General features: G+C 73.7%; 21 protein-coding genes and 1 riboswitch. Of the genes, 11 read left to right on the top strand and 10 right to left on the bottom strand.

Features of this window, described 5'->3' with window-relative positions:
* Window positions 1-25 precede the first annotated feature (25 nt).
* Entirely contained in the window at window positions 26-706 is a 681-nt protein-coding gene (locus tag ACGF5U_RS13120; protein WP_392710187.1) for a hypothetical protein, read from the top strand.
* 87 nt (window positions 707-793) lie between these two features.
* On the opposite strand, the gene ACGF5U_RS13115 is transcribed toward ACGF5U_RS13120, so the two are convergent.
* The 3 genes from ACGF5U_RS13115 to ACGF5U_RS13105 form a co-directional block, all read right to left on the bottom strand.
* Window positions 794-2,308 carry a precorrin-2 C(20)-methyltransferase gene (locus tag ACGF5U_RS13115; RefSeq protein ID WP_392710185.1) on the bottom strand — a complete coding sequence of 505 codons (1,515 nt, stop codon included), beginning with the start codon at window positions 2,306-2,308 and terminating at the stop codon, window positions 794-796.
* Window positions 2,305-2,946 carry a precorrin-8X methylmutase gene (locus ACGF5U_RS13110; protein ID WP_392710184.1) on the bottom strand — a complete coding sequence of 214 codons (642 nt, stop codon included), beginning with the start codon at window positions 2,944-2,946 and terminating at the stop codon, window positions 2,305-2,307. The genes ACGF5U_RS13115 and ACGF5U_RS13110 overlap by 4 nt, the downstream gene beginning before the upstream one ends.
* Before the next feature lie 71 nt (window positions 2,947-3,017).
* Window positions 3,018-4,331 carry a cobalamin biosynthesis protein CobG gene (locus ACGF5U_RS13105; RefSeq protein WP_392710182.1) on the bottom strand — a complete coding sequence of 438 codons (1,314 nt, stop codon included), beginning with the start codon at window positions 4,329-4,331 and terminating at the stop codon, window positions 3,018-3,020.
* Between the two features lie 129 nt (window positions 4,332-4,460).
* Window positions 4,461-4,590: riboswitch (cobalamin riboswitch) on the top strand.
* 38 nt (window positions 4,591-4,628) lie between these two features.
* Here ACGF5U_RS13105 and cobN point away from each other — a divergent pair.
* Together cobN and ACGF5U_RS13095 are read left to right on the top strand one after the other, a co-directional pair.
* Window positions 4,629-8,240 carry a cobaltochelatase subunit CobN gene (gene cobN / locus ACGF5U_RS13100; RefSeq protein ID WP_392710180.1) on the top strand — a complete coding sequence of 1,204 codons (3,612 nt, stop codon included), beginning with the start codon at window positions 4,629-4,631 and terminating at the stop codon, window positions 8,238-8,240.
* A gap of 422 nt (window positions 8,241-8,662) precedes the next feature.
* A complete protein-coding gene (locus tag ACGF5U_RS13095; protein ID WP_392710178.1) occupies window positions 8,663-9,538 on the top strand; it encodes an NAD(P)H-binding protein in 876 nt (291 codons plus the stop codon).
* Between the two features lie 12 nt (window positions 9,539-9,550).
* On the opposite strand, the gene ACGF5U_RS13090 is transcribed toward ACGF5U_RS13095, so the two are convergent.
* The gene (locus ACGF5U_RS13090; protein ID WP_392710176.1) at window positions 9,551-9,730 is read right to left on the bottom strand and encodes a hypothetical protein; all 180 of its coding nucleotides are present in this window, start codon (window positions 9,728-9,730) and stop codon (window positions 9,551-9,553) included.
* Between the two features lie 104 nt (window positions 9,731-9,834).
* On the opposite strand from ACGF5U_RS13090, the gene ACGF5U_RS13085 reads away from it, so the two are divergent.
* A complete protein-coding gene (locus tag ACGF5U_RS13085; RefSeq protein ID WP_392710174.1) occupies window positions 9,835-11,604 on the top strand; it encodes an alpha/beta hydrolase in 1,770 nt (589 codons plus the stop codon).
* Between the two features lie 107 nt (window positions 11,605-11,711).
* The gene (locus tag ACGF5U_RS13080; RefSeq protein WP_392710651.1) at window positions 11,712-12,896 is read left to right on the top strand and encodes a DUF418 domain-containing protein; all 1,185 of its coding nucleotides are present in this window, start codon (window positions 11,712-11,714) and stop codon (window positions 12,894-12,896) included.
* A 17-nt stretch (window positions 12,897-12,913) separates the two neighbouring features.
* On the opposite strand, the gene ACGF5U_RS13075 is transcribed toward ACGF5U_RS13080, so the two are convergent.
* A complete protein-coding gene (locus tag ACGF5U_RS13075; protein WP_392710172.1) occupies window positions 12,914-13,870 on the bottom strand; it encodes a nucleoside hydrolase in 957 nt (318 codons plus the stop codon).
* A gap of 138 nt (window positions 13,871-14,008) precedes the next feature.
* Between ACGF5U_RS13075 and ACGF5U_RS13070 the strand changes: the two genes are divergently transcribed.
* Entirely contained in the window at window positions 14,009-14,413 is a 405-nt protein-coding gene (locus ACGF5U_RS13070; protein WP_392710170.1) for a VOC family protein, read from the top strand.
* Between the two features lie 36 nt (window positions 14,414-14,449).
* On the opposite strand, the gene ACGF5U_RS13065 is transcribed toward ACGF5U_RS13070, so the two are convergent.
* Window positions 14,450-15,754: a D-alanyl-D-alanine carboxypeptidase family protein gene (locus ACGF5U_RS13065; protein ID WP_392710168.1), complete on the bottom strand. Its 1,305-nt coding sequence runs from the start codon at window positions 15,752-15,754 to the stop codon at window positions 14,450-14,452.
* Window positions 15,755-16,348: 594 nt separating this feature from the next.
* Between ACGF5U_RS13065 and ACGF5U_RS13060 the strand changes: the two genes are divergently transcribed.
* Window positions 16,349-17,197 (top strand): hypothetical protein, encoded by an 849-nt coding sequence (locus ACGF5U_RS13060; RefSeq protein WP_392710166.1) that lies wholly within the window; start codon window positions 16,349-16,351, stop codon window positions 17,195-17,197.
* 55 nt (window positions 17,198-17,252) lie between these two features.
* On the opposite strand, the gene ACGF5U_RS13055 is transcribed toward ACGF5U_RS13060, so the two are convergent.
* Window positions 17,253-17,585: a DUF6401 family natural product biosynthesis protein gene (locus ACGF5U_RS13055; RefSeq protein WP_392710164.1), complete on the bottom strand. Its 333-nt coding sequence runs from the start codon at window positions 17,583-17,585 to the stop codon at window positions 17,253-17,255.
* 202 nt (window positions 17,586-17,787) lie between these two features.
* On the opposite strand from ACGF5U_RS13055, the gene ACGF5U_RS13050 reads away from it, so the two are divergent.
* Complete coding sequence (locus ACGF5U_RS13050; protein ID WP_392710162.1) at window positions 17,788-18,174, top strand: SsgA family sporulation/cell division regulator; 387 nt, start codon at window positions 17,788-17,790, stop codon at window positions 18,172-18,174.
* A 108-nt stretch (window positions 18,175-18,282) separates the two neighbouring features.
* Here the strand turns inward: ACGF5U_RS13050 and ACGF5U_RS13045 are convergent, their stop codons facing one another.
* A complete protein-coding gene (locus ACGF5U_RS13045) occupies window positions 18,283-18,687 on the bottom strand; it encodes a four-helix bundle copper-binding protein (RefSeq protein ID WP_392710160.1) in 405 nt (134 codons plus the stop codon).
* A gap of 158 nt (window positions 18,688-18,845) precedes the next feature.
* On the opposite strand from ACGF5U_RS13045, the gene crcB (ACGF5U_RS13040) reads away from it, so the two are divergent.
* From crcB (ACGF5U_RS13040) to crcB (ACGF5U_RS13030), 3 genes are read left to right on the top strand one after another with little or no spacing between them, the layout of a single operon-like run.
* On the top strand, window positions 18,846-19,259 hold the full coding sequence (gene crcB / locus ACGF5U_RS13040) for a fluoride efflux transporter CrcB (protein WP_392710158.1): 414 nt from the start codon (window positions 18,846-18,848) through the stop codon (window positions 19,257-19,259).
* Window positions 19,256-19,612 carry a DUF190 domain-containing protein gene (locus ACGF5U_RS13035; protein WP_392710156.1) on the top strand — a complete coding sequence of 119 codons (357 nt, stop codon included), beginning with the start codon at window positions 19,256-19,258 and terminating at the stop codon, window positions 19,610-19,612. Before crcB (ACGF5U_RS13040) ends, ACGF5U_RS13035 begins: the two co-directional genes overlap by 4 nt.
* Window positions 19,609-19,971: a fluoride efflux transporter CrcB gene (crcB, locus tag ACGF5U_RS13030; protein WP_392710154.1), complete on the top strand. Its 363-nt coding sequence runs from the start codon at window positions 19,609-19,611 to the stop codon at window positions 19,969-19,971. The genes ACGF5U_RS13035 and crcB (ACGF5U_RS13030) overlap by 4 nt, the downstream gene beginning before the upstream one ends.
* Window positions 19,972-20,266: 295 nt before the next feature.
* Here the strand turns inward: crcB (ACGF5U_RS13030) and ACGF5U_RS13025 are convergent, their stop codons facing one another.
* Entirely contained in the window at window positions 20,267-20,977 is a 711-nt protein-coding gene (locus tag ACGF5U_RS13025) for a hypothetical protein (RefSeq protein WP_392710153.1), read from the bottom strand.
* Window positions 20,974-22,200 carry an MAB_1171c family putative transporter gene (locus ACGF5U_RS13020; RefSeq protein ID WP_392710151.1) on the bottom strand — a complete coding sequence of 409 codons (1,227 nt, stop codon included), beginning with the start codon at window positions 22,198-22,200 and terminating at the stop codon, window positions 20,974-20,976. Before ACGF5U_RS13020 ends, ACGF5U_RS13025 begins: the two co-directional genes overlap by 4 nt.
* Window positions 22,201-22,301 lie beyond the last annotated feature (101 nt).

Here is a 22,301-nt window from a genome sequence, read left to right as displayed (position 1 = left end):
CCCAGCGCAGTGTGAGAGGTACCGAATGACGACGAAGACGAGCCCGCGCCGCTCCCGGCGTGCCGCGGCCCTGGTGGCGGCGGCCGCCTGTGGACTCCTCGGGGTGGCCGCGTCGCCCGCGGCCGCGGCGGAGCAGCCGACGCGCCAGGAGCTCACGGCGGACTGCGCCTCGGGCCTCGGCAAGTGCACCTTCAACTCGCCGAAGCTCGGCGAGGCGTATCTCGGCGAGTTCCGGCAGGTGTCCGACTCGCTGTTCAACTGCAGCTCGTCGGCCGTGACGCAGACGATGAGCTGGGACGACACCGTCGGCGCCACGGACTCCCTCGGGGTGTCCGTCACGGCGGGCGGCAAGATAGCGGGTCTGATCGACCTCAGCGTGACGGCGAACTACAGCCGCAGCTGGTCGAGCAGCCACTCGGAGAGCAGCTCGCTGACCATGACGGTGCGGCCGGGGGAGGTGGGCTGGATCTCCCGCGCCCAGGTGATGCAGCGGGTCACCGGAACCTGGCAGACCCACTACGACAGCCCCAAGTGGGGGCACTACTACTGGTTCTTCGGCGACACCGTCACCGGTCCCGCGAAGAACGGTACGGACGGGAAGAGCAACGCCGTGGTCGTGAAGACCCGCGCGATGACGGCCGCCGAGAAGCGGTCGTGCGGATCCGCGTCCGGCCAGGGAAGGGCCTTCCTGCGTTCCGGAGCCTAGGTTCCGGGAGGGGAAGGGGGCGGCACCCACCGTGGCGGCACTCCCCGTGGCGGCACCGCCCGTGCGGTGCCGCCCCCGGACCATCGCTCAGCCCTCCGGGTAGCGGCGGGGCGTCCAGGCCACCGTGCCGCCGTCGCCCCGCCGCACCGCCCGTGTCTGGGACGAGCCGATCAGCAGCAGGGTCCGCATGTCGATCTCCGCCGGGTCCAGCTCCGCCAGGGTGATCACCCGGACCGACTCCTCCGCGCCGCCCACGTCCCTCGCCACGACCACCGGCGTCCCGGGCGCCCGGTGCTCCAGGAGCAGTTCCCGCGCCTTGGCGACCTGCCACGTACGGCTGCGTGAACCGGGGTTGTAGAGCGCCAGCACCAGATCGGCGGCCGCCGCCGCGCGGAGGCGTTCCGCGATGACCTCCCACGGCTTGAGCCGGTCCGACAGGGAGATGGTGGCGTAGTCGTGGCCCAGCGGCGCACCCGCCTTCGCCGCCGCCGCGTTCGCCGCGGTGACCCCGGGGAGGACGCGGACCGGGACGTCCGCGTACTCCTCCTGCGACGCGACCTCCAGCACCGCCGTCGCCATGGCGAAGACACCCGGGTCGCCGCCCGACACCACCGCCACGCGCCGCCCGCGCCGCGCCAGGTCCAGCGCGAACTCCGCCCGCTCCGACTCCACCTTGTTGTCGGAGCCGTGCCGCTCCTGCCCCGGGCGCACCGGCACCCGGTCGAGGTAGGTGGTGTAGCCGACCAGGTCCGTCGCCGACGCCAGCGCGCCCCGTGTCTCGGGTGTGAGCCAGCGCGCGCCCGCCGGACCCGTGCCGACCACCAGGACCTCGCCCCGCCCGGACGGCTCGACCGGCGTGTCGATGCGGGACGGGAGCACCGCGACCGAGAAGTACGGCACCGATTCCGGGTCCACGCCCGACAGCGGCGCCGTGCGCTGGCCTTCCATGGTGGCCCGCTCGACGTAGTGCGCGTCCGCCAGCCGGCCCGTACGGTCCAGGGCGCGGCGCACCGTCGGGAACGTACGGCCCAGCTTCATCACCACCGCCGAGTCGGTGGCCGCGAGACGGGCCGTCAGCTCCTCCTCGGGCAGCGTGCCGGGGATGATCGTCAGGATCTCCTCGGCCTCCACCAGGGGCTTGCCGATCGTCGCCGCCGCCGCGCTGACCGAGGTGACGCCCGGGACGACCTCCGTGTCGTAACGGTGGGCCAGTCGCTTGTGCATGTGCTGGTACGAGCCGTAGAACAGCGGGTCGCCCTCGGCGAGCACCGCGACCGTCCGGCCCGCGTCCAGGTGCGCGGCCAGCCGCGCCGACGCCTCCTCGTAGAAGTCGTTCAGCGCGCCCCGGTACCCGCCCGGGTGGTCCGTGGTCTCCACGGTCAGCGGGTACATCAGGCGCTCTTCGACGTGGTCGTCACGGATGTGCTTCGCCGCGATGGAGCGCGCGATGGAACGGCCGTGCCGGGCGCAGTGGTACGCCACGACGTCCGCCTGCGCGATGACCTCCACCGCGCGGACCGTCATCAGCGACGGGTCGCCGGGGCCGAGCCCCACGCCGTACAGCTTGCCGGCCGCTGTTTCACGTGAAACCCGCGTGCTCATTCCGCCTCGCTCGCTATCGCGTTGATCGCCGCGGCGGCCATCGCGCTGCCGCCGCGCCTGCCCCGTACGACGATGTGGTCCAGCTTGAGCTCCGAGTCCGCCAGGGCGTCCTTCGACTCGGCCGCGCCGATGAAGCCCACTGGGATGCCGAGGACGGCGGCCGGGCGGGGCGCGCCCTTGGCGATCATCTCCAGCAGATGGAAGAGCGCGGTGGGCGCGTTGCCGATGGCGACGACCGAGCCCTCCAGCCGGTCCCGCCACAGCTCCAGGGCGGCGGCGCTGCGGGTCGTGCCCAGCTCGGCCGCGAGACCCGGGACCGACGGGTCCGACAGGGTGCAGATCACGTCGTTGTCGGCGGGCAGCCGCTTGCGCGTGACACCGCTCGCCACCATCTGCGCGTCGCACAGGATCGGGGCACCGGCCCGCAGCGCCGCGCGGGCACGGGACACCACCCGCGGGGTGTAGGCGAGGTCGCGGACCAGGTCGACCATGCCGCACGCGTGGATCATCCGCACGGCGACCTGGCTGACGTCGGCGGGCAGTCCCGCGAGATCCGCCTCGGCGCGGATCGTGGCAAAGGAGCGGCGGTAGATCTCCGCGCCGTCCTTCTCGTAGTCGAACACTCTGCTTCCGCTCATCTCTGTGCCTGTGCCTGCCCATGTGGCTGTGGCTGTGGCGTGGGCTGTGCCTGTGTGGGAGTGGGGGTGTGTCATGCGGTGGCGGTGCTTCCGGTGCTTCCAGTGCTGCCGGTGGTGCGTACCGTGATGTCGTACGTGCCGTCGGCGGTGGCCAGGACGTCCACCCAGTCGCCCTGCGGATGGCCGCAGCGGCGGGCGCAGCCCGACCAGTGGACGGGCAGCCCGTGCTCCAGCGGGCGCGCGTCCTCCCGTACGTCGGCCAGGGCCTTGCCGCAGCCCGGCCGCCCCGTACAGGCGCTGACCCCGAGCCACGGCGAGCCGGTACGGGTGAGGAAACCCGCCTCGTCCAGTTCGGCCAGCCGTGCCCCGGCCGCCGCCCGGTCCGCGAACCCGGGCAGGACGAAGCCGCGCCAGGGCGTCACCCGCACCTCGTCGTCCGGCGCGGGCAGCAGCGCCCGCGCCTGGGCGGTGGTGACCCGCCCCAGGGGCGCGACGACCGACACGGCCCGGTCGGCGATGACGCCGGGCTCGGGCGGGGCGCCCACGGGAAGCGTGCCCGGCGCGGTGGCCTCGGCCGCCACGCCCGCGCGCTCCAGGTACTCCGTCACGTTCACCTCGATGGACTGCCCCGCCGGCAGCTCCGCCATCCGCCAGGCGCCGTTTCCGGCCTCCCGGGCGGCCGCGAGGAACGCCTCGGCGGCGGCGAGCGCGGCCCTCGGGGCGTCGGCCCCGGACACCCGCCACGACCGGGCCCGGTCCGCGCCCCCGATCCGTACCAGAGCGCGGCCGTCCGGCTCTGCGAGCAACGTCACATCGCCGCCCAGGCCGGCCACGTCACCGCGCCCGTCGTCCACGGCGAACAGGAAGCGCCCTGACAGCGCCGTCGTCCACGCCTCGGCGCACAGCAGCGCGTCCAGCTCGCGCGCCCACACGTGCGCGTCCCCGTACGCCCGTCCGTCGATTCCGGCGAGCGGCGAGACGACCATGTTCCGGATCCGCTCGTGTGCCGCCGACGGCAGGAGACCGGCCTCGTCGAGGAGTTCGGCGAGGGCGGTGCCGCAGTCGTCGGGCAGCCCGCGCAGGTCGATGTTGCCGCGCGAGGTGATGCCGAGGCCGCCGTCGCCGAGCCGGTCGGCCGCGTCGGCCAGCACGGAGAGTTGACGTCCCGTCAGTACGCCGGTGGGCAGGCGGAGCCGGGCCAGTCCGCCGTCGTCCGCGCTGTGCAGCCGCAGTGCGCCGGGGCAGGCGTCACCCCGTTCCCGGACTTGGCCCCGGACTCGGTCCCGGACGAGGCCCCGGACTTGGCCCCGGACTTGGTCCCGGACTTGGCCCCGGACGTGGTCCTGCCCGGCGGCCCGCTCCGGTGCCCGCGTGGAGGTCCGCACAGGGGCCTGTGCGGGGGCCTGTGCTGGAGCCTGTGCTGGGGTCCGTACGGCGTCCGGTATGCGGGATTCGCCCCCGTCCGGGGGTGTTGTCGGTGTGGGCGGCATGGCGGCGAGCATACGCGCAGCCTCTACTATGCAGACGGCACAGGGTCCCAGGACCCTAGGGAGGAAGCCCGGTGAGAATCCGGCGCGGTCCCGCCACTGTGAACCGGACCCCACGGCCCGGTGAGCCAGGAACTCCCGCCGTCCTCACGACCACCCGGGGCGCGGACACCCCGAGGAAGGCCAGGCACGCGCATGATCCTGCTCCTGTCGCACTCCGACACCGACCTGCTGAGCGCCCGCGCGGCCGACGGCCCCGTCGCCTACCGGTTCGCCAACCCCTCCCGGCTCTCCCCGGACGAGCTGCCCACCCTCCTCGACGGCGTCGACCTCGTCGTCGTACGCCTCCTCGGCGGACTGCGGGCCTGGGAGGAGGGCCTCGACCTGCTGCTGGCGCAGGACCGGCCCGTCGTCGTGCTCACCGGCGAACAGGCCCCCGACGCCCAGCTGATGGCGGCCTCCACCGTCCCCATCGGCGTCGCCACCGAGGCGCACGCCTACCTCGCGCACGGCGGACCGGACAATCTGGCCCAGCTCGCCCGATTCCTGTCCGACACGGTCCTGTTGACCGGCCACGGCTTCGAGCCGCCCGCCGCCGCCCCCACCTGGGGTCCGCTGGAGCGCGAGCCGAGGAACACCGACGGCCCCACCGTCGCCGTGCTCTACTACCGCGCCCACCACATGAGCGGCAACACCGCGTTCGTCGGCGCCCTCTGCGACGCCGTCGAGGACGCGGGCGGCCGGGCCCTCCCCCTGTACGTGGCATCCCTGCGCGCCCCCGAACCCGAACTCCTCGACCGGCTGCGCGGCGCCGACGCGATCGTCACCACCGTCCTCGCGGCCGGCGGCACCAAGCCCGCCGCAGCCCAGGCCGGCGGCGACGAGGACGCCTGGGACGCCGGCGCGCTCGCCCGGCTCGACGTGCCCGTCCTGCAGGCCCTGTGCCTGACCGGGCCGCGCAGCGCCTGGGAGGAGAACGACGAGGGCCTGTCCCCGCTCGACGCGGCCAGCCAGGTCGCCGTCCCCGAGTTCGACGGCCGCCTCATCACCGTCCCGTTCTCCTTCAAGGAGATCGACGAGGACGGGCTGCCCGCCTACGTCGCCGACGCCGAACGCGCCGCGCGCGTCGCCGGGATCGCCGTACGCCACGCCCGGCTCCGCCACATCCCCAACGCGGACAAGCGCCTCGCCCTGGTCCTCTCCGCGTACCCGACCAAGCACTCCCGCATCGGCAACGCGGTCGGCCTCGACACGCCCGCGTCCGCCGTGGCGCTGCTGCGGCGGCTCCGCGAGGAGGGCTACGACTTCGGGCCCGTGGAGGACATCCCGGGTCTCGTGTCGGGCGACGGCGACGAGCTGATCCGCGCCCTCATCGAGGTCGGCGGCCACGACCAGGACTGGCTCACCGAGGAACAGCTCGCCCGCAACCCCGTCCGCATCCCCGCCGCCGACTACAAGCGCTGGTACGCCACGCTCCCGGCGGAGCTCCGCGCACACGTCGAGGAGCACTGGGGGCCCGCGCCCGGCGAGATGTTCCTCGACCGGTCCCGCACCGCCGAAGGCGACCCGGAAGGCGACATCGTGCTCGCGGCGCTGCGCCGCGGGAACCTGCTGATCCTCATCCAGCCGCCGCGCGGCTTCGGCGAGAACCCGATCGCGATCTACCACGACCCGGACCTGCCGCCGTCCCACCACTACCTGGCCGCCTACCGCTGGATCGCCGCCCGCGCGGAGGACGGCGGGTTCGGCGCCGACGCCATGGTCCACCTCGGCAAGCACGGCAACCTGGAGTGGCTGCCCGGCAAGAACGCCGGTCTGTCCGCCGCGTGCGGCCCGGACGCCGCGCTCGGCGACCTGCCGCTCGTCTACCCGTTCCTCGTCAACGACCCCGGCGAGGGCACCCAGGCCAAGCGGCGCGTGCACGCCACGCTCGTCGACCACCTGGTGCCGCCGATGGCGCGCGCCGAGTCGTACGGCGACATCGCCCGCCTGGAACAGCTCCTCGACGAGTACGCGGCGATCTCCTCCATGGACCCGGCGAAGCTGCCCGCGATCCGCGCGCAGATCTGGACCCTCATCCAGGCCGCCAAGCTCGACCACGACCTCGGTCTGGAGGACCGCCCCGACGACGACGGCTTCGACGACTTCCTGCTGCACGTCGACGGCTGGCTGTGCGAGGTCAAGGACGCCCAGATCAGGGACGGTCTGCATGTACTCGGCGGGGCGCCGACCGGCCCCGAGCGGATCAACCTGGTCCTCTCCATCCTGCGCGCCCGGCAGATCTGGGGCGGCACGCAGGCCCTGCCCGGACTCCGCGAGGCCCTCGGCCTCGACGAGTCCGCCGCCACCCGCACCACGGCCGACGAGGCCGAGGCCGCGGCGCGGGCGCTGGTCGAGGCGATGGAGGCCGCGGAATGGGACCCGGCCGCCGTCTCCTCCGTCGCGGAGGGGTACGGCCCGGCCGTCGCCGACATCCTCGACTTCGCCGCCCGCCAGGTCGTACCGCGCCTCGCCGCGACCACCGACGAGCTGCACCACGCCGTGCACGCGCTCAACGGCGGGTTCGTCCCGGCCGGCCCGTCCGGCTCGCCCCTGCGCGGCCTGGTCAACGTCCTGCCGACCGGCCGCAACTTCTACTCCGTCGACCCCAAGGCCGTGCCCTCCCGCCTCGCGTGGGAGACCGGCCAGGCGCTGGCCGACTCGCTCCTCGAGCGGTACAAGGCGGACAACGGCGAGTGGCCCACGTCGGTCGGCCTGTCCCTGTGGGGCACCAGCGCGATGCGCACCAGCGGCGACGACGTCGCCGAGGCGCTGGCCCTGCTCGGCATCCGCCCGGTGTGGGACGACGCGTCGCGGCGCGTCAACGGCCTCGAGCCCATCCCGCTGGAGGAACTGGGCCGCCCCCGCATCGACGTCACCCTGCGCATCTCCGGCTTCTTCCGCGACGCGTTCCCGCACACCATCGGACTGCTGGACGACGCGGTGCGGCTGGCCGCCTCGCTGGACGAGCCGGCCGAGTCCAACCACGTCCGCGCCCACACCCAGGCCGACCTGGCGGCCCACGGCGACGAACGCCGCGCCACCACCCGGATCTTCGGATCCCGGCCCGGCACGTACGGCGCGGGCATCCTCCAGCTCATCGACTCCCGCGACTGGCGCACCGACGCCGACCTCGCCGAGGTGTACACGGTGTGGGGCGGCTACGCGTACGGGCGCGAGCTGGACGGGCGTCCGGCACGGGAGGAGATGGAGACCGCGTACAAGCGGATCGCCGTCGCCGCGAAGAACACGGACACCCGCGAACACGACATCGCCGACTCGGACGACTACTTCCAGTACCACGGCGGCATGGTCGCCACCGTGCGCGCGCTGCGGGGCACCGCCCCCGAGGCGTACATCGGCGACTCGACCCGCCCCGAGACCGTGCGCACGCGCACCCTCGTCGAAGAGACGTCCCGCGTCTTCCGCGCCCGGGTCGTCAACCCGCGCTGGATCGAGGCGATGCGCCGCCACGGCTACAAGGGCGCGTTCGAACTGGCCGCGACCGTCGACTACCTCTTCGGGTACGACGCCACGACCGGGGTCGTCGCCGACTGGATGTACGACAAGCTCACCGAGACGTACGTCCTGGACCCCGAGAACCGCGCGTTCCTCCAGGAAGCCAACCCGTGGGCGCTGCACGGCATCGCGGAACGCCTCCTGGAGGCCGAGTCGCGCGGCATGTGGGCCAAGCCGGACCCGGCGGTCCTGGAAGCGCTGAAGCAGGCGTTCCTGGAGACGGAAGGCGACTTGGAGGGCGACGAGTGAGGCCGGGCCAGTGAGGGGCGGGCGCGTGGTGCGCCTGGCGGTCGGGGACCAGCAACCGCATCGCGCGTCCGACCGGCCCGGGTGGCTCCGCCGGTGGGTGTGGTCGGTGCCGCTCCGGACGCACCTCCTCCGGCCGTCCGGGCCCGGGTCCCCGTCCCGGAAGCCCTCCCGCACCGGCCGATCCCGCGTGGGCGACCCCGCGCGTCCCCTTCCCGCCGTCGTCCGCGCCGTGCCTGGATCTCGCCTGGTTCGCCGATGACGCGCTGCCCGACGCCCTGATTCCCTATCCGGCGGCCGGGCTGCGGGGGAGTCTGACCGATCCGGGCGGTCTGACGTTCCACCACTGGCCCGGTCGGTGACCGCCGGCCTCGGGCGGGTGGTTCCGGGGTGACGCGCGGTGCCGGGTGGCGGAGACTGCGGGCATGAGCGGAGTCGAGGTCGTCGCCGTCACCGGGGCGAGCGGGCGGGTCGGGGGGCGGGTCGCGCGGCGGCTGGCCGACGCGGGGGTGGCCACGCGGCTGCTGGGGCGGGACGCGGCGCGGCTGCCGGAGCTGCCCGGTGCGGTGAGGGCGGCGCCCGCCGCGTACGGGGACGGGGAGGCGATGCGCCGGGCCCTGGACGGGGCCGACACGCTGTTCCTGGTCTCCGCGCACGAGGCGCCCGGCCGGGTGGCCGAGCACCGTACGGCCGTCGACGCGGCGGTGGCGGCGGGCGTCGGCCGGATCGTCTACCTGTCGTTCCAGGGGGCGGCGCCCGGGGCGACGTTCACGTTCGCGCGGGACCACTGGCACACGGAGCAGTACATCCGGGCGCACGGCGGCATGGCGTTCACGTTCCTGCGGGACGGCTGGTACCTGGCGGGGATCGCGGCCATGACCGGGAAGGACGGCGTGATCCGTGGCCCGGCCGGGAACGGGCGTGTCGCCGCCGTCGCCCACGAGGACATCGCCGACGTCGCCGCGGTGGTCCTGCGGGGAGGGGCGGAGCACGACGGCGCCACGTACGACGTGACCGGCGGGGACGCCTTCACGCTCGCGGAGGCCGCCGATGAGATGTCACGCGCCACCGGGCGTACCTGCCGCTATCTGCCGGAGACCCGCGACGAGGCGTACGCGTCGCGGGCCGGGTTCGGTGCGCCGGAGTGGCAGGTCGCCGGATGGGTCACGTCGTACGAGGCGATGGCACGGGGCGAACTCGCCACCGTGTCCGACACCGTGCCGAGGCTGACGGGACATCCGGCGATGAGCCTGCGGGCCTATCTGGCCGCTCATCCGCGCAGTTGGAGCCATCTCGTGTGAGCCGCGCGCGGGTCAGTCCTCACCCCGCACGATGTTCCAGTCCTGCGCCGGATCCTCGGGTTCTCTGTCCGTGCGTGCGGGTCTGCAGGTGCGGATGCGGCCCTGGATCTCGCCCGTCAGGGAGAGCGGCGTGCTCTCCGCCGTCCGTGTCTTCGTCGTCGCGCCGCTGTCGGCGGCCGTGTTGGTATTCATGCCGGGCCGAGTACCCGGCGTCCGGACTTCAAACGTCAAGGCTCCCGCCCGGATTCGGGCGTTCGAGACGTCACGTCTCGTCGTGCTGCGCTACCGTGCAGACCATGAGCGACGAGGGGGCGTCGGCCGGGCAGTCGGCGGTACGGCGGCTCGCCGCCGCGGCCGCCCACCCGTACCGCGACCCCGTCGATCCGCGCAGGGTCGTCCGGAGATGGCCCGATCTCACCGCCCTCGTCGCCGCGACGCTCTTCTTCTGGCTGTCGCTCACCCCGTCGCTCGTACCCCGGCCCTGGCTCCTCCAGGGCGTCATCGGCGGGATCACCGCCGCCATCGGGTACGCCGTCGGCGCCGCCGCGGGCGGGGTGTTCCGCGCGCTCGTGGCCTGGCGGCCGGGCGAGGGGGCCCGCGCCCGGTGCTGGCAGGCGTACTGGCTGCTCGGGCCCGGCCTGTCCGGCTGGCTCATATCCGACAGCGCCGACATGCAGCGCAGGCTGCGCCGGTTACAGGGGCTGGCGCCCGCGCTGACCTGGCACACCGTGATGATCGCGCTGATCACCGTCACGCTGTGCGGGCTGCTGCTGGTGGTGGCGCGGCTCGTGCGGCTCGGCGCGCGGCGGCTCATCCGGGCGCTGGGCGGCTGGCTGCCCCGGCCGGTCGCCGTCGGCACCGGTCTGGTGCTCACCACGATGGCGGTGACCGTCGGGGTACGGGACGTCGTCTTCGAGCGCGGCATCGTCGACGTCGCCGACCGGATCGCCGAGGCCACCAACGGCGGTACGAAGGACGGGATCACCCGGCCCTCGTCGCCGTACGTCTCGGGCGGGCCGGGTTCGCTGCTCCGGTGGGACGAGCTCGGGTTCCAGGGCCGCAACTTCACGGGGACCGTGCCGACGCGTGCGGAGATCGGCGCGTTCACGGGGCGGCCCGCCAGGGATCCGGTACGGATCTACATCAGCTCGCAGTCGCCGAGGGCGTTCGCCGGGGCGGGCGCCGACGACGCCGGGTTCCGCGCGCAGGCGGAGCTGGCGGTGCGGGAACTGGAGCGTACGGGCGCGTTCGGCCGGGCGGTCCTGGCCGTCGCCGGCACCACCGGCAGCGGCTGGATCGACTCGAACGTGGCCCAGTCCCTGGAGTACCTGCACGGCGGCGACACCGCGATCGTCGCGGTCCAGTACTCGTACCTGCCGTCCTGGGTGTCCTTCCTGGTCGACAAGGAGAAGGCGGGCAAGGCGACCAGCGCGCTCGTGGACGCCGTCCGGGCGAAGCTGGCCACCCTGGCGCCGGACCGGCGGCCCCGGCTCGTCGTGACGGGCGAGAGCCTCGGCGCGTACGCCGTGGAGGCGTCGTTCGCGGACATGGACGACCTGCTGGACTCCACCGACGGCGCCCTGCTGCTGGGCACGCCGAACTTCTCGCCCCTGTCACGCCAGTTGCGCGACCGCCGCGACCCCGGCAGCCCGGTGTGGCGGCCGCAGTACCAGGAGGGGCTGAACGTGCGGTTCGCGCAGTTCCCCGCCGTGGACCTGCGCCGCCCCGGGGGGCGCCCCTGGGGGACACCGCGCGTCGTCTACCTGCAGAACGCCTCCGATCCCGTCGTCTGGTGGTCCACGGACCTGATGTTCCAGCGCCCGGAGTGGATGGACGAGCCGCTCGGCCCCGACATCACGCCCGAGATCAACTGGTTCCCGTTCGTGGCGTTCTGGCAGACGACCGTCGACATGGCCGTCAGCTACGGCGTGCAGGCACCGCACGGCCACCGCTACGGGGCCGGGCCGGTGGACGGCTGGGCCGCCGTGGTGCCGCCGGCGGGCTGGACCGACGACGACACCCGGCGGCTGCGGGCCTACATCGCGGCACGGAAGACCCCGTACTGACGGACGGGTTCCGCCCGGCCGCGTACATCCTTCGATGCAGCGCCCGTTCGTCTTCGGCGACGACGAATGCCGCGCGGCCCCCGCCGAGCATGGTGGACATGACACAACTGGCTACCGCAGAGGAGGCCGTCGCCACCGGGCGGCGGCTGGCCCTGCTGGACGTGGCGCGCGGGGTCGCGATCCTCGGCACGCTCATGACCAACGTGTGGATCTTCACCGGGCCGGGCGCCGAGTGGGGCGTCCTCCAGTCGGGGACGGGGCGGATGTCCCTGGACTCCGTCCCGGAGGCCGCCGAGAGCCTGTTCCGGCTGGTGGCGGACGGCAAGTTCCTGTCGATGCTGACCATCCTGTTCGGCGCGGGCCTCGCCATCCAGTACGGGGCGGCCGAGCGGCGCGGCCTGCCGTGGCCCGGCCGCTACCGGTGGCGGGCGCTGTTCCTGTTCGCCGAGGGCACCGTCCACTTCGTGTTCGTCTTCGCGTGGGACGTGCTGATGGGGTACGCGGTGACCGCGCTGTTCGTGGCCTGGCTGCTGACCCGGTCGGGGCGGGCGCGGCGCCGGGTGATGTGGTGGGCGGCCGGACTGCACCTGACGGTGACGGGGCTGCTGACGGCCGCCCTCGTCGCCCTCGACGACGGCGGGGACGGGGACTCCGGTAGCGGGGGCGGCGTGGTCTCGCCGGACGTGGTGGACCTGTACGCGCACGGCAGCTGGGCCGAGCAGATTGCCTTCCGGCTCCAGAACGCGATCGCCCTGCGCATGGAACCGGTCCTCACGTTCGGGCTGCTGGTGTTCCTGTTCCTGCTGGGTGTGCGGCTGCTGCGGGCGGGCGCGTTCCGGGCGGACGCCACCGGGCGGCGGCTGCGCGCCCGGATGCTGGCCTGGGGTCTGGGCCTCGGCGTTCCGCTGAACGCGGCCGTGGCGGTGGCGGGCGGCGACTGGTTCATGCTCGGCCGGTACGGTGCGGCGCCGCTGGTGGCGGTCGGCTACCTCGGGCTGGTGGGCGTGCTCGTGGACCGGGTGCGGCGGCCGGGACCCGTCATGACGGGCCTGACGTCCCTGGGGCGCGCGGCCCTGTCGGGCTACGTCCTGCAGAACGCGCTGTGCGTGCTCGTCTCGTACGGGTTCGGGCTCGGCCTCGCCGCCCGGCTCGGCGACAGCTGGCGGCCCTGGTGGGTGATGGGGCTGTGGGCGGCGGTGTCCCTGGTGCTGATGGCGGGTGCCACGCTGTGGCTGCGCCGGTTCAGGGCCGGGCCGCTGGAGTCGGTGCAGCGGTGGGCGCTGCGGCGCTGACCCGGCTCACCCGCGGGTCACGTCCGGGGCGGGGCGGCGCCGCCCAGGGTGGCCACCGCGCCGACGACCAGGTCCCAGAACGCGGCCGCGTCCACGTCCACACCGACGTGCGCGTTGGGCGGCCGGCCCCAGACCCCGTCGAGGTCCACGACGGTCGCGCCCCGGGTGTGGGTGCCGGTCAGCTCCACCGCGACCGGTGCGTGGACGAGCCTGATCAGGTCCGGGTCGATCAGATGGGCCACGGTCAGCGGATCGTGCAGCGGGGGCGCGGCGAAGCCGAAGACCTCGCGGTACGCCGCCCCGAAGAACGTCAGCAGGTCGGTGCACAGCCGGGCCAGCGGTGTGCCCAGCGCCTCGATCCTGGCGACCACGTCGGGGGTGGCGGGCACCCGGTGGCTGACGTTCAGCCCGATCATGGTCACCGGCAGTCCGCTGGAGAAGACGATGTCGGCGGCCTCCGGGTCGGCGGCGATGTTGAACTCGGCGGCGGGCGTCCGGTTGCCGCGCTCGGTGGAGCCGCCCATCAGCACGATCCGTTCGACCCGTTCGGCGGCCAGCTCCGGGTGGGCCAGCAGGAACGCGGCGATGTTGCTCAGCGGCCCCGTCGGCACGAGCGTCACCGGGACGGGATGGGCGAGCAGGGTCTCGCGGAGCAGCGTCTGCGCGTCGCGCGGGTCGAGCGGCACGGTCGGTTCGCCGAAGCCGGGGCCGTCGAGCCCGGACGTGCCGTGGATGTCGGCGGCCACGATGCCGGGCCCGTGCAGGGGGCGGGCCCGCCCGGCGGCGATGGGCACCGTGTCGATCCCGGCGGCGGTGCACACCCGGCGGGCGTTGAGGGTGGTCTTCTCCACCGTCTGGTTCCCTGCGACGGTGGTGATCGCGAGGAGGTCGACGGCCGGGTGGGCGGCCGCGAGCATGATGGCGAAGGCGTCGTCGTGACCCGGGTCGCAGTCGAGGATCACCGGAACGGCCATGGGCGCTCTCCCCGCTGAAAACGATCTAGACAGTGCCGGTCGTGGTTCCTAGGCTTGTGCGTACGGCATCGCGTGCCGGTCACCGACCGGGTGAGGCATGGAGGTGCCCGTGAGTCTGCCTTACGGAGGCATTCCACAGTGTCGGTAGAGCTGAACCACACCATCGTTCACGCCAAGAACAACCATGAGTCCGCCGCGTTCCTGGCGCATATCCTCGGACTCGAAGTCGGCCCCGAGTGGGGGCCGTTCGTGCCGGTGGCGACGAGCAACGGCGTCACCCTCGACTTCGCGTCGATCCCGGCGGAGTCGATCACCACGCAGCATTACGCGTTCCTCGTCTCGGAGGCCGAGTTCGACACGGCGTTCCGGCGGATCCAGGAGGCGGGGATCACGTACTGGGCCGATCCGCACGGCAGGCAGCCCGGCGAGATCAACCACAACGACGGTGGCCGAGGGGTCTACTTCAAGGATCCGGCGGGCCACGGCATGGAGATCATCACCCGCCCGTACGGCAGCGGCGACCCCGACCCGTCGGAGTCGTAGCGGGGGCGCGCGCTCCGGTCGGCGTCCGCGCCCGCCTCAGTGCACGGCGCGGCGCCTGGCCAGCCACAGCGCCGCGGCCGCCAGGCACGCGGAGCCGACGAACAGGACCGGCAGGACACCGCTCGGTCCTTCCCCGTCGCCGTCCCGGCCGACCGGACCGCCCGCGACCGGGGCCATGAGGGGCCCCGGCCGCGCCGCCGGTCCTGCGGCGGGTGCCGCGCTCGCCCCGGCCTTCGCCGCCGGGACCGCGGTCGGCCCCGCCGCGGCCGCCGACGCCATCGACAGCGGCGCGGGTGCCGGCTCCGGTGGCAGCAGCGAGCCCACCGGCCGCACCTTCGCGCCCGGCCCGAAGCCCCAGTCGAGCAGCGCCCGCGCCTCCTCGTACACGGCGCGCCCGCCGCCCTGGCGGGGGTTCATCACGGACACCACGAGCGTGCGGGAGCCGCGCCGGGCGGCGGCGATCAGGGTGTGCCCGGCCCGGCTCGTGTAGCCGTTCTTCACGCCGAGGATCCCCGGGTAGCGGGCCACCCCGTCGGCGCCGGTGATCAGCCGGTTGGTGTTGCGGATGCCGTACGACCAGCCGCCCGCGGGGAACGTGGCGTACGGCAGCGCGCAGTACCGGGCGAAGTCCGGGTTCTGGAGCCCGGCCCGCCCGAAGACGGCCAGGTCGTACGCGGAGGAGACCTGGCCGGGCGCGTCGTACCCGTCCGGTGACACCACCCGTGTGTCGACGGCGCCCAGCTTCCTGGCCGTGGCCTCCATCTGCCGGGCCGTGGCCTTCCAGCCGCCGTTCATCGCGGCGAGGACGTGCACGGCGTCATTGCCGGAGTGCAGGAAGACGCCCCGCCACAGGTCGGCGACCCGGTAGGTGACGTCCTCCTTCACCCCGACGAGGCTGCTGCCCGAGCCGATGCCGTCGAGCTCCCGTCCGCTGACCCTGTGCCGGGCCTCCTGCGCCAGTTCGGGCAGCACGGTCAGCGCGAACAGGGCCTTCAGCGTGGACGCCGGAGGCAGCCGCAGATGGGCGTCGTGGGCGGCGAGCACGTCCCCCGTACCGGCGTCGGCGACCAGCCAGGACCGCGCCGACACCCTGGGCGGGCCCGCGACGCCGGGCGGGAGCCGCACCTGGGTGCCGGGCCGGTGCAGGAACGCCGGGTCCACGCGGGGCGTCGGGCGCGGCGGCATCGGCTCGCCCGGCCGGGCCCCGGTGAACCGCCCGGCGGCGACGGCCGACGCGGCGGTCGACAGCAGGAGCAGCGGCAGCAGGAGCAGGAGCAGCACGAGGAGGGCGCCGGCCGCGCCGGGGCCGCGCACGAGGGGCCCAGAAGAACTGACGATCATTCAGCCACCGTAGGAACGCGCCGGGCCGCCCGCAGTCCGGTGTGCGCCGACCGGCCTACGCGGGCACGCCCGAACGGCTCCCGTGCCGCTTCCCCGAACGGCTCCGTACGGCCGCCGAACCGCGCCCCGAACGGCTCTCGTACGGCATCCGAACGGCTCTCGTACGGCTCGGTACGAGATGCGCCAAGGCGTGCCCCCGCATCGTTATGGAGGTGTCAACAGGTGACGGCACGGGGAGTGGGCCGCCCGGCCGGGCGCTTTGCTCGTCCCGTCGGCCTCCGTCGGCCTCCGTCGGCCTCCGTCGGCTCCGGTCGGCTTCCGTCGGGTTCCGTCGGCTCCGGTCGGCTTGCGGAGGTGGCTCCTGGCCGCCGGCTCCTGTCGTCGTCCCTTCCCTGCCGCTTCCGTCCCCTCCCGAGGAGTTCCCATGACCGAGCACGTCGTCGGTGTGATCGTGGCCGCCGCCCTGGTGGGCTGGCTCGTACTGGCCCGTAGGTACCCCGAACGGTTCTGACCAGGGGGCGGGGTCCGGCCGCTGCTGATATCCCTCGAAGGAGCAACACGTCCGCGGGGGGCTTGTCGAGTGGAGGGCCACTCATGTCCCAGCACGTCACGTACAGCTCCACCCTCGCGGTGGATTTCCAGCAGGGCATAACCGACGCCTGGTCGAAGGTCGCCCAGTTCGTACCGAAGTTCGTGGCTTTCCTCGTCATCCTGGTCATCGGCTGGTTCCTGTCGAAGCTGATCGCCAAGGTCCTGGACAAGGTGCTGCGGAAGGTCGGCTTCGAACGGCTCAGTGAGCGGGCGGGCTCGGACCGCTACCTGCGGAACTCGAAGTACGACGCGACCGGCATCATCGCCAAGGTCGTGTACTACGGACTTCTGCTGATCACGCTGCAGCTCGCCTTCGGCGTGTTCGGTCCGAACCCGATCAGCGGCATGATCGACGGCATCGTCGCCTGGCTGCCGAGGGCCGTGGTGGCCCTGGTGCTGGTGGTCGTCGCGATGGCCATCGCCAACGCCGTGCGCGGCATCGTCCAGGGAGTCCTGTCCGGCACCTCGTACGGCAACACCGTCGCCACCGTCGTCTGGGCCGTCATCGTCGGCCTCGGTGTGATCGCGGCGCTCGGCCAGGCCGGGATCGCCACCGCCGTCACCCAGCCGGTGCTGTACGCGGTGCTCGCCGCGGCGGCGGGCATCCTCATCGTCGGTGTCGGCGGCGGGATGATCCAGCCGATGCGGCAGCGGATGGAGCGCTGGATGGCCCAGGCGGAGCAGGAGTCCGCGAAGGCCCGCACGGGCGCCAGCGCCTACATGGCGGGCCGCCAGGACGCGCTGGCCAACCAGCCGGCCCAGGAGCGGGAGCGGCAGCAGGGACAGCAGGGGCAGCAGGGGCAGACGCGCCCCGGCATGGAGCCGCCGCCCCGGGGCACGGACCCGATGTGACGGCTGGGCGCCCGTTCCGGCGGTGACGACTCCGGACGCGTTCAGGTCCGGGTGGTCAGGAGCGGTCGGCGTCCCGGTCGTGGGGCGCGGCGAGCAGGTCGTGTTCGCGGACCAGCCAGCAGATGGCGGTCAGCCGGCAGACCGCGTAGTCGTGCCCCACGGGCTCGCGCCAGTCGGTCTCGGCGAGCGCGTCGAGGAAGCCGAGCGCGTAGTCGGAGAGCACCTCGTGGTCGGGTGGTCCGAGCAGCAGCCCGGGCCCCCCGGCCCCGGTGCGTTCCCGGAGCTCCGCGACATGCTGGTCCACCGCGGCGACGAAGCCGGGCTCGAAGGCGAACTCGGCGAAGCGCGGCGCGTAGGTCGCGGCGATCTCGGTCAGGGGCGATGGCACCCGCCTACGGTAGGCGGAGGACGGGTGGCCTGAAGAGGCCCAAAGGGCACAATGCGATGCATCTCACGCGCGTCCGCCGCCGGTGGACGCGACCCGGGGGCCGCGGCGGGTTCGGCCAGATTCATGCGGGCAGGGTAGGCGGCGCGCCTGCGGGGCACTGGGGGAGGCGTACCCCAACCGCCCCCAGCCCCGGGAGGAAACCGTGAATCACGCGGTCGTGCACGACAAGCTCTTCATGCGCCTCCAGGACCTGCCGGTACTGGCGCACATGACCTACGACGTCAGGGATCCGTACGCGGTGACGGTGGCCTTCACCAGCGGCGGCCGCGTCTACGCCGAGTGGCGGCTCGACCGGGGCATGCTGCGCGACGGCATGCTGCGTCCGGTGGGTGTGGGCGACGTCCGGATGTGGCCGGAATCCGATCCGTCGGACGCCGGGCTGCACATCGAACTGTGCCGCGAGGTGGTGTTCCGGGTCTCGGAGCGGTCGCTGAAGCGGTTCCTCGACCGTACGTACGAGGCGGTGCCCGAGGGCGAGGAGCGGCTGGACCTGGACGGCCTGGTGGACCGGCTCCTCGCCGACGGCTGAACGCCCACGGGGGCTGCGGGGACGCACGGGAGACCGCAGGAGCGCACGGGAGGGGCGCGCCCACGGCCCGTGGTCCCTACCCGAGCGGGTCCCTACCCGAGCTGGCCGCTATCCGAGCGCGGTGAGGAGCTCGTCGCAGGCCTGCTCGCAGCGGCGGCAGGCTTCGGCGCACACCCGGCAGTGCTCGTGCGCGTCGGCGTGCTGCCCGCACTCGTCCGCGCAGGTCGTACAGGCGACGGCACAGGCCTGGAGAACAGCGCGCGTCAGATTCGCGTCGTACCCGGTGTGGCGGGAGAGCACCGCGGCGGTGGCCTGACAGATGTCGGCGCAGTCCAGGTTGGTGCGGACGCACTTCGCGAGCTCGTTGATGTGCTCCTCGGACAGACACGCGTCCGCGCAGGCGCTGCACGCCTGGGCACAGGAGACGCACTCCTCGATGCAGCGGATGAGCTTCTCGCGGTCGACCTGTCCCAGGTCCGCGGGGTAGGTGCGCAGCATGTCTCCGACAACCATGGTCGACATGGTGGTTTCGCCTCCTGCTGTCGTTTCCGCGCGTTCTGTTCGATTGCGTGGGATTCGATGCGTTTCGGGGGTTTTCCCGCTCCGCCGGGTACACCCCACGGGGCAGGGCAAACGCGGCGGGGCGGACGGGGCTGGCTACGCTGCCCGCTATGACCATGTCCTGGAGGGAATGGCCGGTCATCGGCGCGGTGGCGCTGGGCGGCGCGGTGGGGGCCTCGGCCCGCTACGGGGCGTCGCTGCTGTGGCCCGCCGCGCCGGGCGCGTTCCCCTGGGCGACACTGTGGACGAACGCGGTCGGCTGCGCGGTGATCGGCGTGTTCCTGGTGGCGCTGGACGAGGCATGGCGCCCGCACCGGCTGGTGCGCCCCTTCTTCGGCACGGGAGTGCTCGGCGGGTTCACGACCTTCTCCACATACGCGGTGGACGTCCACCGGCTGGTGGAGCGGGGCGAGCCGGTGACCGCCCTGTCGTACCTGCTGGGCACCCTGGCGGTGGCCCTGGCGGCGGTGGCCCTGGCGGCCGGGGCGACGCGCCGCGCGCTGGAGTGGAGGACGGGACGATGACGAGGCTGACCGGCACGGCACTACGGGTGACGATCTTCATCGGGGAGAGCGACCAGTGGCGGCACCGCCCGCTCTACTCGGAGATCGTGCACCGCGCGCACGCGGCGGGCCTCGCGGGCGCCAGCGTGTTCCGGGGCGTCGAGGGGTTCGGGGCGTCGTCGCTCATCCACACGTCACGGCTGCTGTCCCTGAGCGAGGACCTGCCCGTCGCGATCGTCATCGTCGACGAGGAGACGCGGATCCGCGCGTTCCTGCCCCAGCTGGACGAGCTGGTCGGCGAGGGCCTGGTGATCCTGGACCACTGCGAGGTCATCCGCTACGCGGGCCGTGAGAGCGGCGGCGACGCCGAGTGAACTGGCTGCTCGTCGTCGTGGGCGGCGCCCTCGGCGCCCCCCTGCGCTACCTCACCGACCGTGCGGTCCAAGCCCGGCACGACACGGTCTTCCCGTGGGGCACCCTCACCGTCAACGTCGTCGGCTCCCTGATCCTCGGCACCCTGACCGGCGCGGCCGTGTCGTCCTCCGCGTACGCGCTGCTCGGCACGGGCCTGTGCGGCGCGCTCACCACGTACTCGACGTTCTCGTACGAGACGCTGCGCCTCGCCCGGTCGGGCTCGCTGCGGTACGCCGTGGCCAATACCGCCCTGACGGCGACGGCCTCGATCGGCGCGGCCTTCGCGGGCGTGGCGGCGGCCCGCGCGCTGTGGGGTTAGCCGTGGGCTAGCCGCCGGGCCGGCCCTGGTGCCGGGGCGACGGCCCTGACACGGCCGCCAGGGCTCGCCGAGAAGGCGGCGGGCGGCGACGGGGGCGGCGGCCGAAGCCGACGGGGATCGATGCCCCGCCCGGCTGTCTCTTCCCTGACGGGAAGCGGCCGGGCGGGGGCATGCACCACCTCGTCCACAGAAGGGACCGGTGCATGGGCCTCATCCACGCACAGTGGCGGGCGGGTTGTCCAGGGCTACGGCGGAATTGCACCCTCCGGAGTGGCCCGGGGCGGGGTGACCGGTGTCAGACGAACAGAAAGGCCGTCGCCGTGGCCATGCCCGCCGCCGCGCCCGCCACCGTCTGGGCGACCGTGTGGTACCGCAGGGCCACGCGGGACCAGCAGACCGCCGCCGCCATGGCGTACAGCGAGAGCCACCACGGGGAGTGGACCATGCCGAGCAGGGTGACCACGGCGGCGGCGACCGCCGAGTCGACGGAGATCTTCCACACCGTGTTGACGGCGAGCAGCAGCACCGTCATCGCCCACAGGGCGAGCATCGCGACGAGGATGCCCGTCGGGGCGCCGCTCAGGCGCATGACGACGGAGCCGGTGCCGATGGAGCCGAGGATCACGAAGAAGATCGGGGCCCGTTTCGTCCGGTCGACCACATGCCGGTCGCCCCACTTGCCGCGGCCGCGTTCCCATTCGATGTAGCCCGCCGGGATCAGCCCCGCGCACAGGGCGCCGAGGAAGCCCCACAGGAGCCCGGTCCAGTCGCCGGCCGCCGCCGCGCCGACGGCGAGCATCCCGGCGAGGAGGACGTTCCGGGGCTGGAGGACATCCGTCACCACGCGCGCCACGGGCGCCCGCACCGGGCCGGGTGCGGGCTCCGGGCCGGGTGCAGGCTCCGGGCCGGGGCCGGGTGCGGTGGCGGTCTCCGGGCCGGGGACAGGGGCGGTGGCGGTCTCCGGGCCGGTGGCCGGTTCCCTTGGCGTGCGTCGCGCGGTCCTCATGCGGCGGCCTCCAGCGATGCCAGGAGCTCCCGGGCCCGTGTCTCCCCGACCGTGCGGTAGGCGGCGGCCACCCGGACCAGCCACGCCACCTCGTCGTCCTGGTCGGCGGCGTGCTTCGGCTCGATCGCCGCGGCCCCTCCGGCCGGGGCGCCGTCCGCCTTCGCGACGAGCGCCGCCTTGATCCAGTAGGCGTCGGCGAGCGGCCCGGCCCCGCCGGCGGCGCGCTTCGCGGCCGGGAGGAGCCCGTCGGGCACGTAGTGGCGGAGCTTCTCCACCGCGTCGGCGATGTCCGCCGCCCACCGGTCGACCCGCAGGTCCGCGGGGGTGTCGAAGCGGGTCAGCTCACGGCGCAGCGACTCGGGCGGCGCGAACGGCTGGTCGGGGAACGCGGTCATCAGCTCCCGCCACAGCGGGTGCAGCGCCATCTGCGCCCGCCACAGCCGCACCCGGCGCCAGCCCTTGCCGAACGCGGGGATGGAGGCGCCGAGCGCGAAGAACGCGAACAGCACGATCTGCGCGATCTCCGTGGCCTTGTCGAAGTTCCGGGCGAACGTCCGCGTCGGTTCCTCGACCACGCTGATCCACAGGAAGAGGGTCCGGCTGACCGTGTAGCCGACGCCGATGAACATCGCGAACGTCATCATGCCGAGGCCGACCCGCAGGTGCCGCACCGTGGCGTTGGCGGTGGCCAGCGCCCACTGGTAGGCGCAGACGGCCGACGCGGCGCCCAAGTACAGGTAGAACACGCTCATGTAGAGCGCGGCGCCCCACTGGCCCGCGTGGTCGGAGACGAACCGGTCCGACGGCACGGACCGGTCGACGACCGTGAAGAACAGCACGGTCAGCAGGATCATCGTGGCCACGGACGCCTTCGCCGCGACCTGCTGGATGATCCGGGCGAACCGTACGTGCCGCGGTACGTCCCCGTCCGCCGGGTAGGCGCCGTAGATCGCGACGATGTAGCTGAGGATGGCGAGGATCGCGATGGTCGCCGTGTAGTGCTTGATGAGGACGGCGAGGTCCACGACCGGGCTGTTGTTGAGCCCGATGCGTACGACGTGGGTCTTGGTCCACAGGGCGGCGGCGAAGCCCGCGTAGCAGCCCCACAGGGCCCGGCGGCGCTTGTCCTCCTCGTCGCCCCACAGCGCGGCCGGCATGCGCCACAGCGCGACGGCGGTCATCACACCGGCTATGAGGTAGCCGGCCAGGTCCAGCGCGGTCACAGGAATCCTCGGGTCGGGGGCTGGTGGGGGTGGCGGGCCGGGGCTCATGGGCCCACGGGCTCATGGGCTCATGAGCTCACGGACTCACGGGCTCACGGGCT

The sequence above is a fragment of the Streptomyces sp. NPDC047886 genome (genome assembly GCF_043204435.1).
Lineage (GTDB): Bacteria > Actinomycetota > Actinomycetes > Streptomycetales > Streptomycetaceae > Streptomyces.
This window is presented reverse-complemented; position numbering and strand designations above follow the sequence as displayed.

Coding starts and splice junctions, on each gene's coding strand:
- ACGF5U_RS13120 (WP_392710187.1), top strand. CDS start 26: ATGACGACGAAGACGAGCCCGCGCCGCTCCCGGCGTGCCGCGGCCCTG.
- ACGF5U_RS13115 (WP_392710185.1), bottom strand. CDS start 2,308: ATGAGCACGCGGGTTTCACGTGAAACAGCGGCCGGCAAGCTGTACGGC.
- ACGF5U_RS13110 (WP_392710184.1), bottom strand. CDS start 2,946: ATGAGCGGAAGCAGAGTGTTCGACTACGAGAAGGACGGCGCGGAGATC.
- cobN (WP_392710180.1), top strand. CDS start 4,629: ATGATCCTGCTCCTGTCGCACTCCGACACCGACCTGCTGAGCGCCCGC.
- ACGF5U_RS13095 (WP_392710178.1), top strand. CDS start 8,663: ATGAGCGGAGTCGAGGTCGTCGCCGTCACCGGGGCGAGCGGGCGGGTC.
- ACGF5U_RS13090 (WP_392710176.1), bottom strand. CDS start 9,730: ATGAATACCAACACGGCCGCCGACAGCGGCGCGACGACGAAGACACGG.
- ACGF5U_RS13085 (WP_392710174.1), top strand. CDS start 9,835: ATGAGCGACGAGGGGGCGTCGGCCGGGCAGTCGGCGGTACGGCGGCTC.
- ACGF5U_RS13075 (WP_392710172.1), bottom strand. CDS start 13,870: ATGGCCGTTCCGGTGATCCTCGACTGCGACCCGGGTCACGACGACGCC.
- ACGF5U_RS13065 (WP_392710168.1), bottom strand. CDS start 15,754: ATGATCGTCAGTTCTTCTGGGCCCCTCGTGCGCGGCCCCGGCGCGGCC.
- ACGF5U_RS13060 (WP_392710166.1), top strand. CDS start 16,349: ATGTCCCAGCACGTCACGTACAGCTCCACCCTCGCGGTGGATTTCCAG.
- ACGF5U_RS13045 (WP_392710160.1), bottom strand. CDS start 18,687: ATGGTTGTCGGAGACATGCTGCGCACCTACCCCGCGGACCTGGGACAG.
- crcB (WP_392710158.1), top strand. CDS start 18,846: ATGACCATGTCCTGGAGGGAATGGCCGGTCATCGGCGCGGTGGCGCTG.
- ACGF5U_RS13035 (WP_392710156.1), top strand. CDS start 19,256: ATGACGAGGCTGACCGGCACGGCACTACGGGTGACGATCTTCATCGGG.
- ACGF5U_RS13025 (WP_392710153.1), bottom strand. CDS start 20,977: ATGAGGACCGCGCGACGCACGCCAAGGGAACCGGCCACCGGCCCGGAG.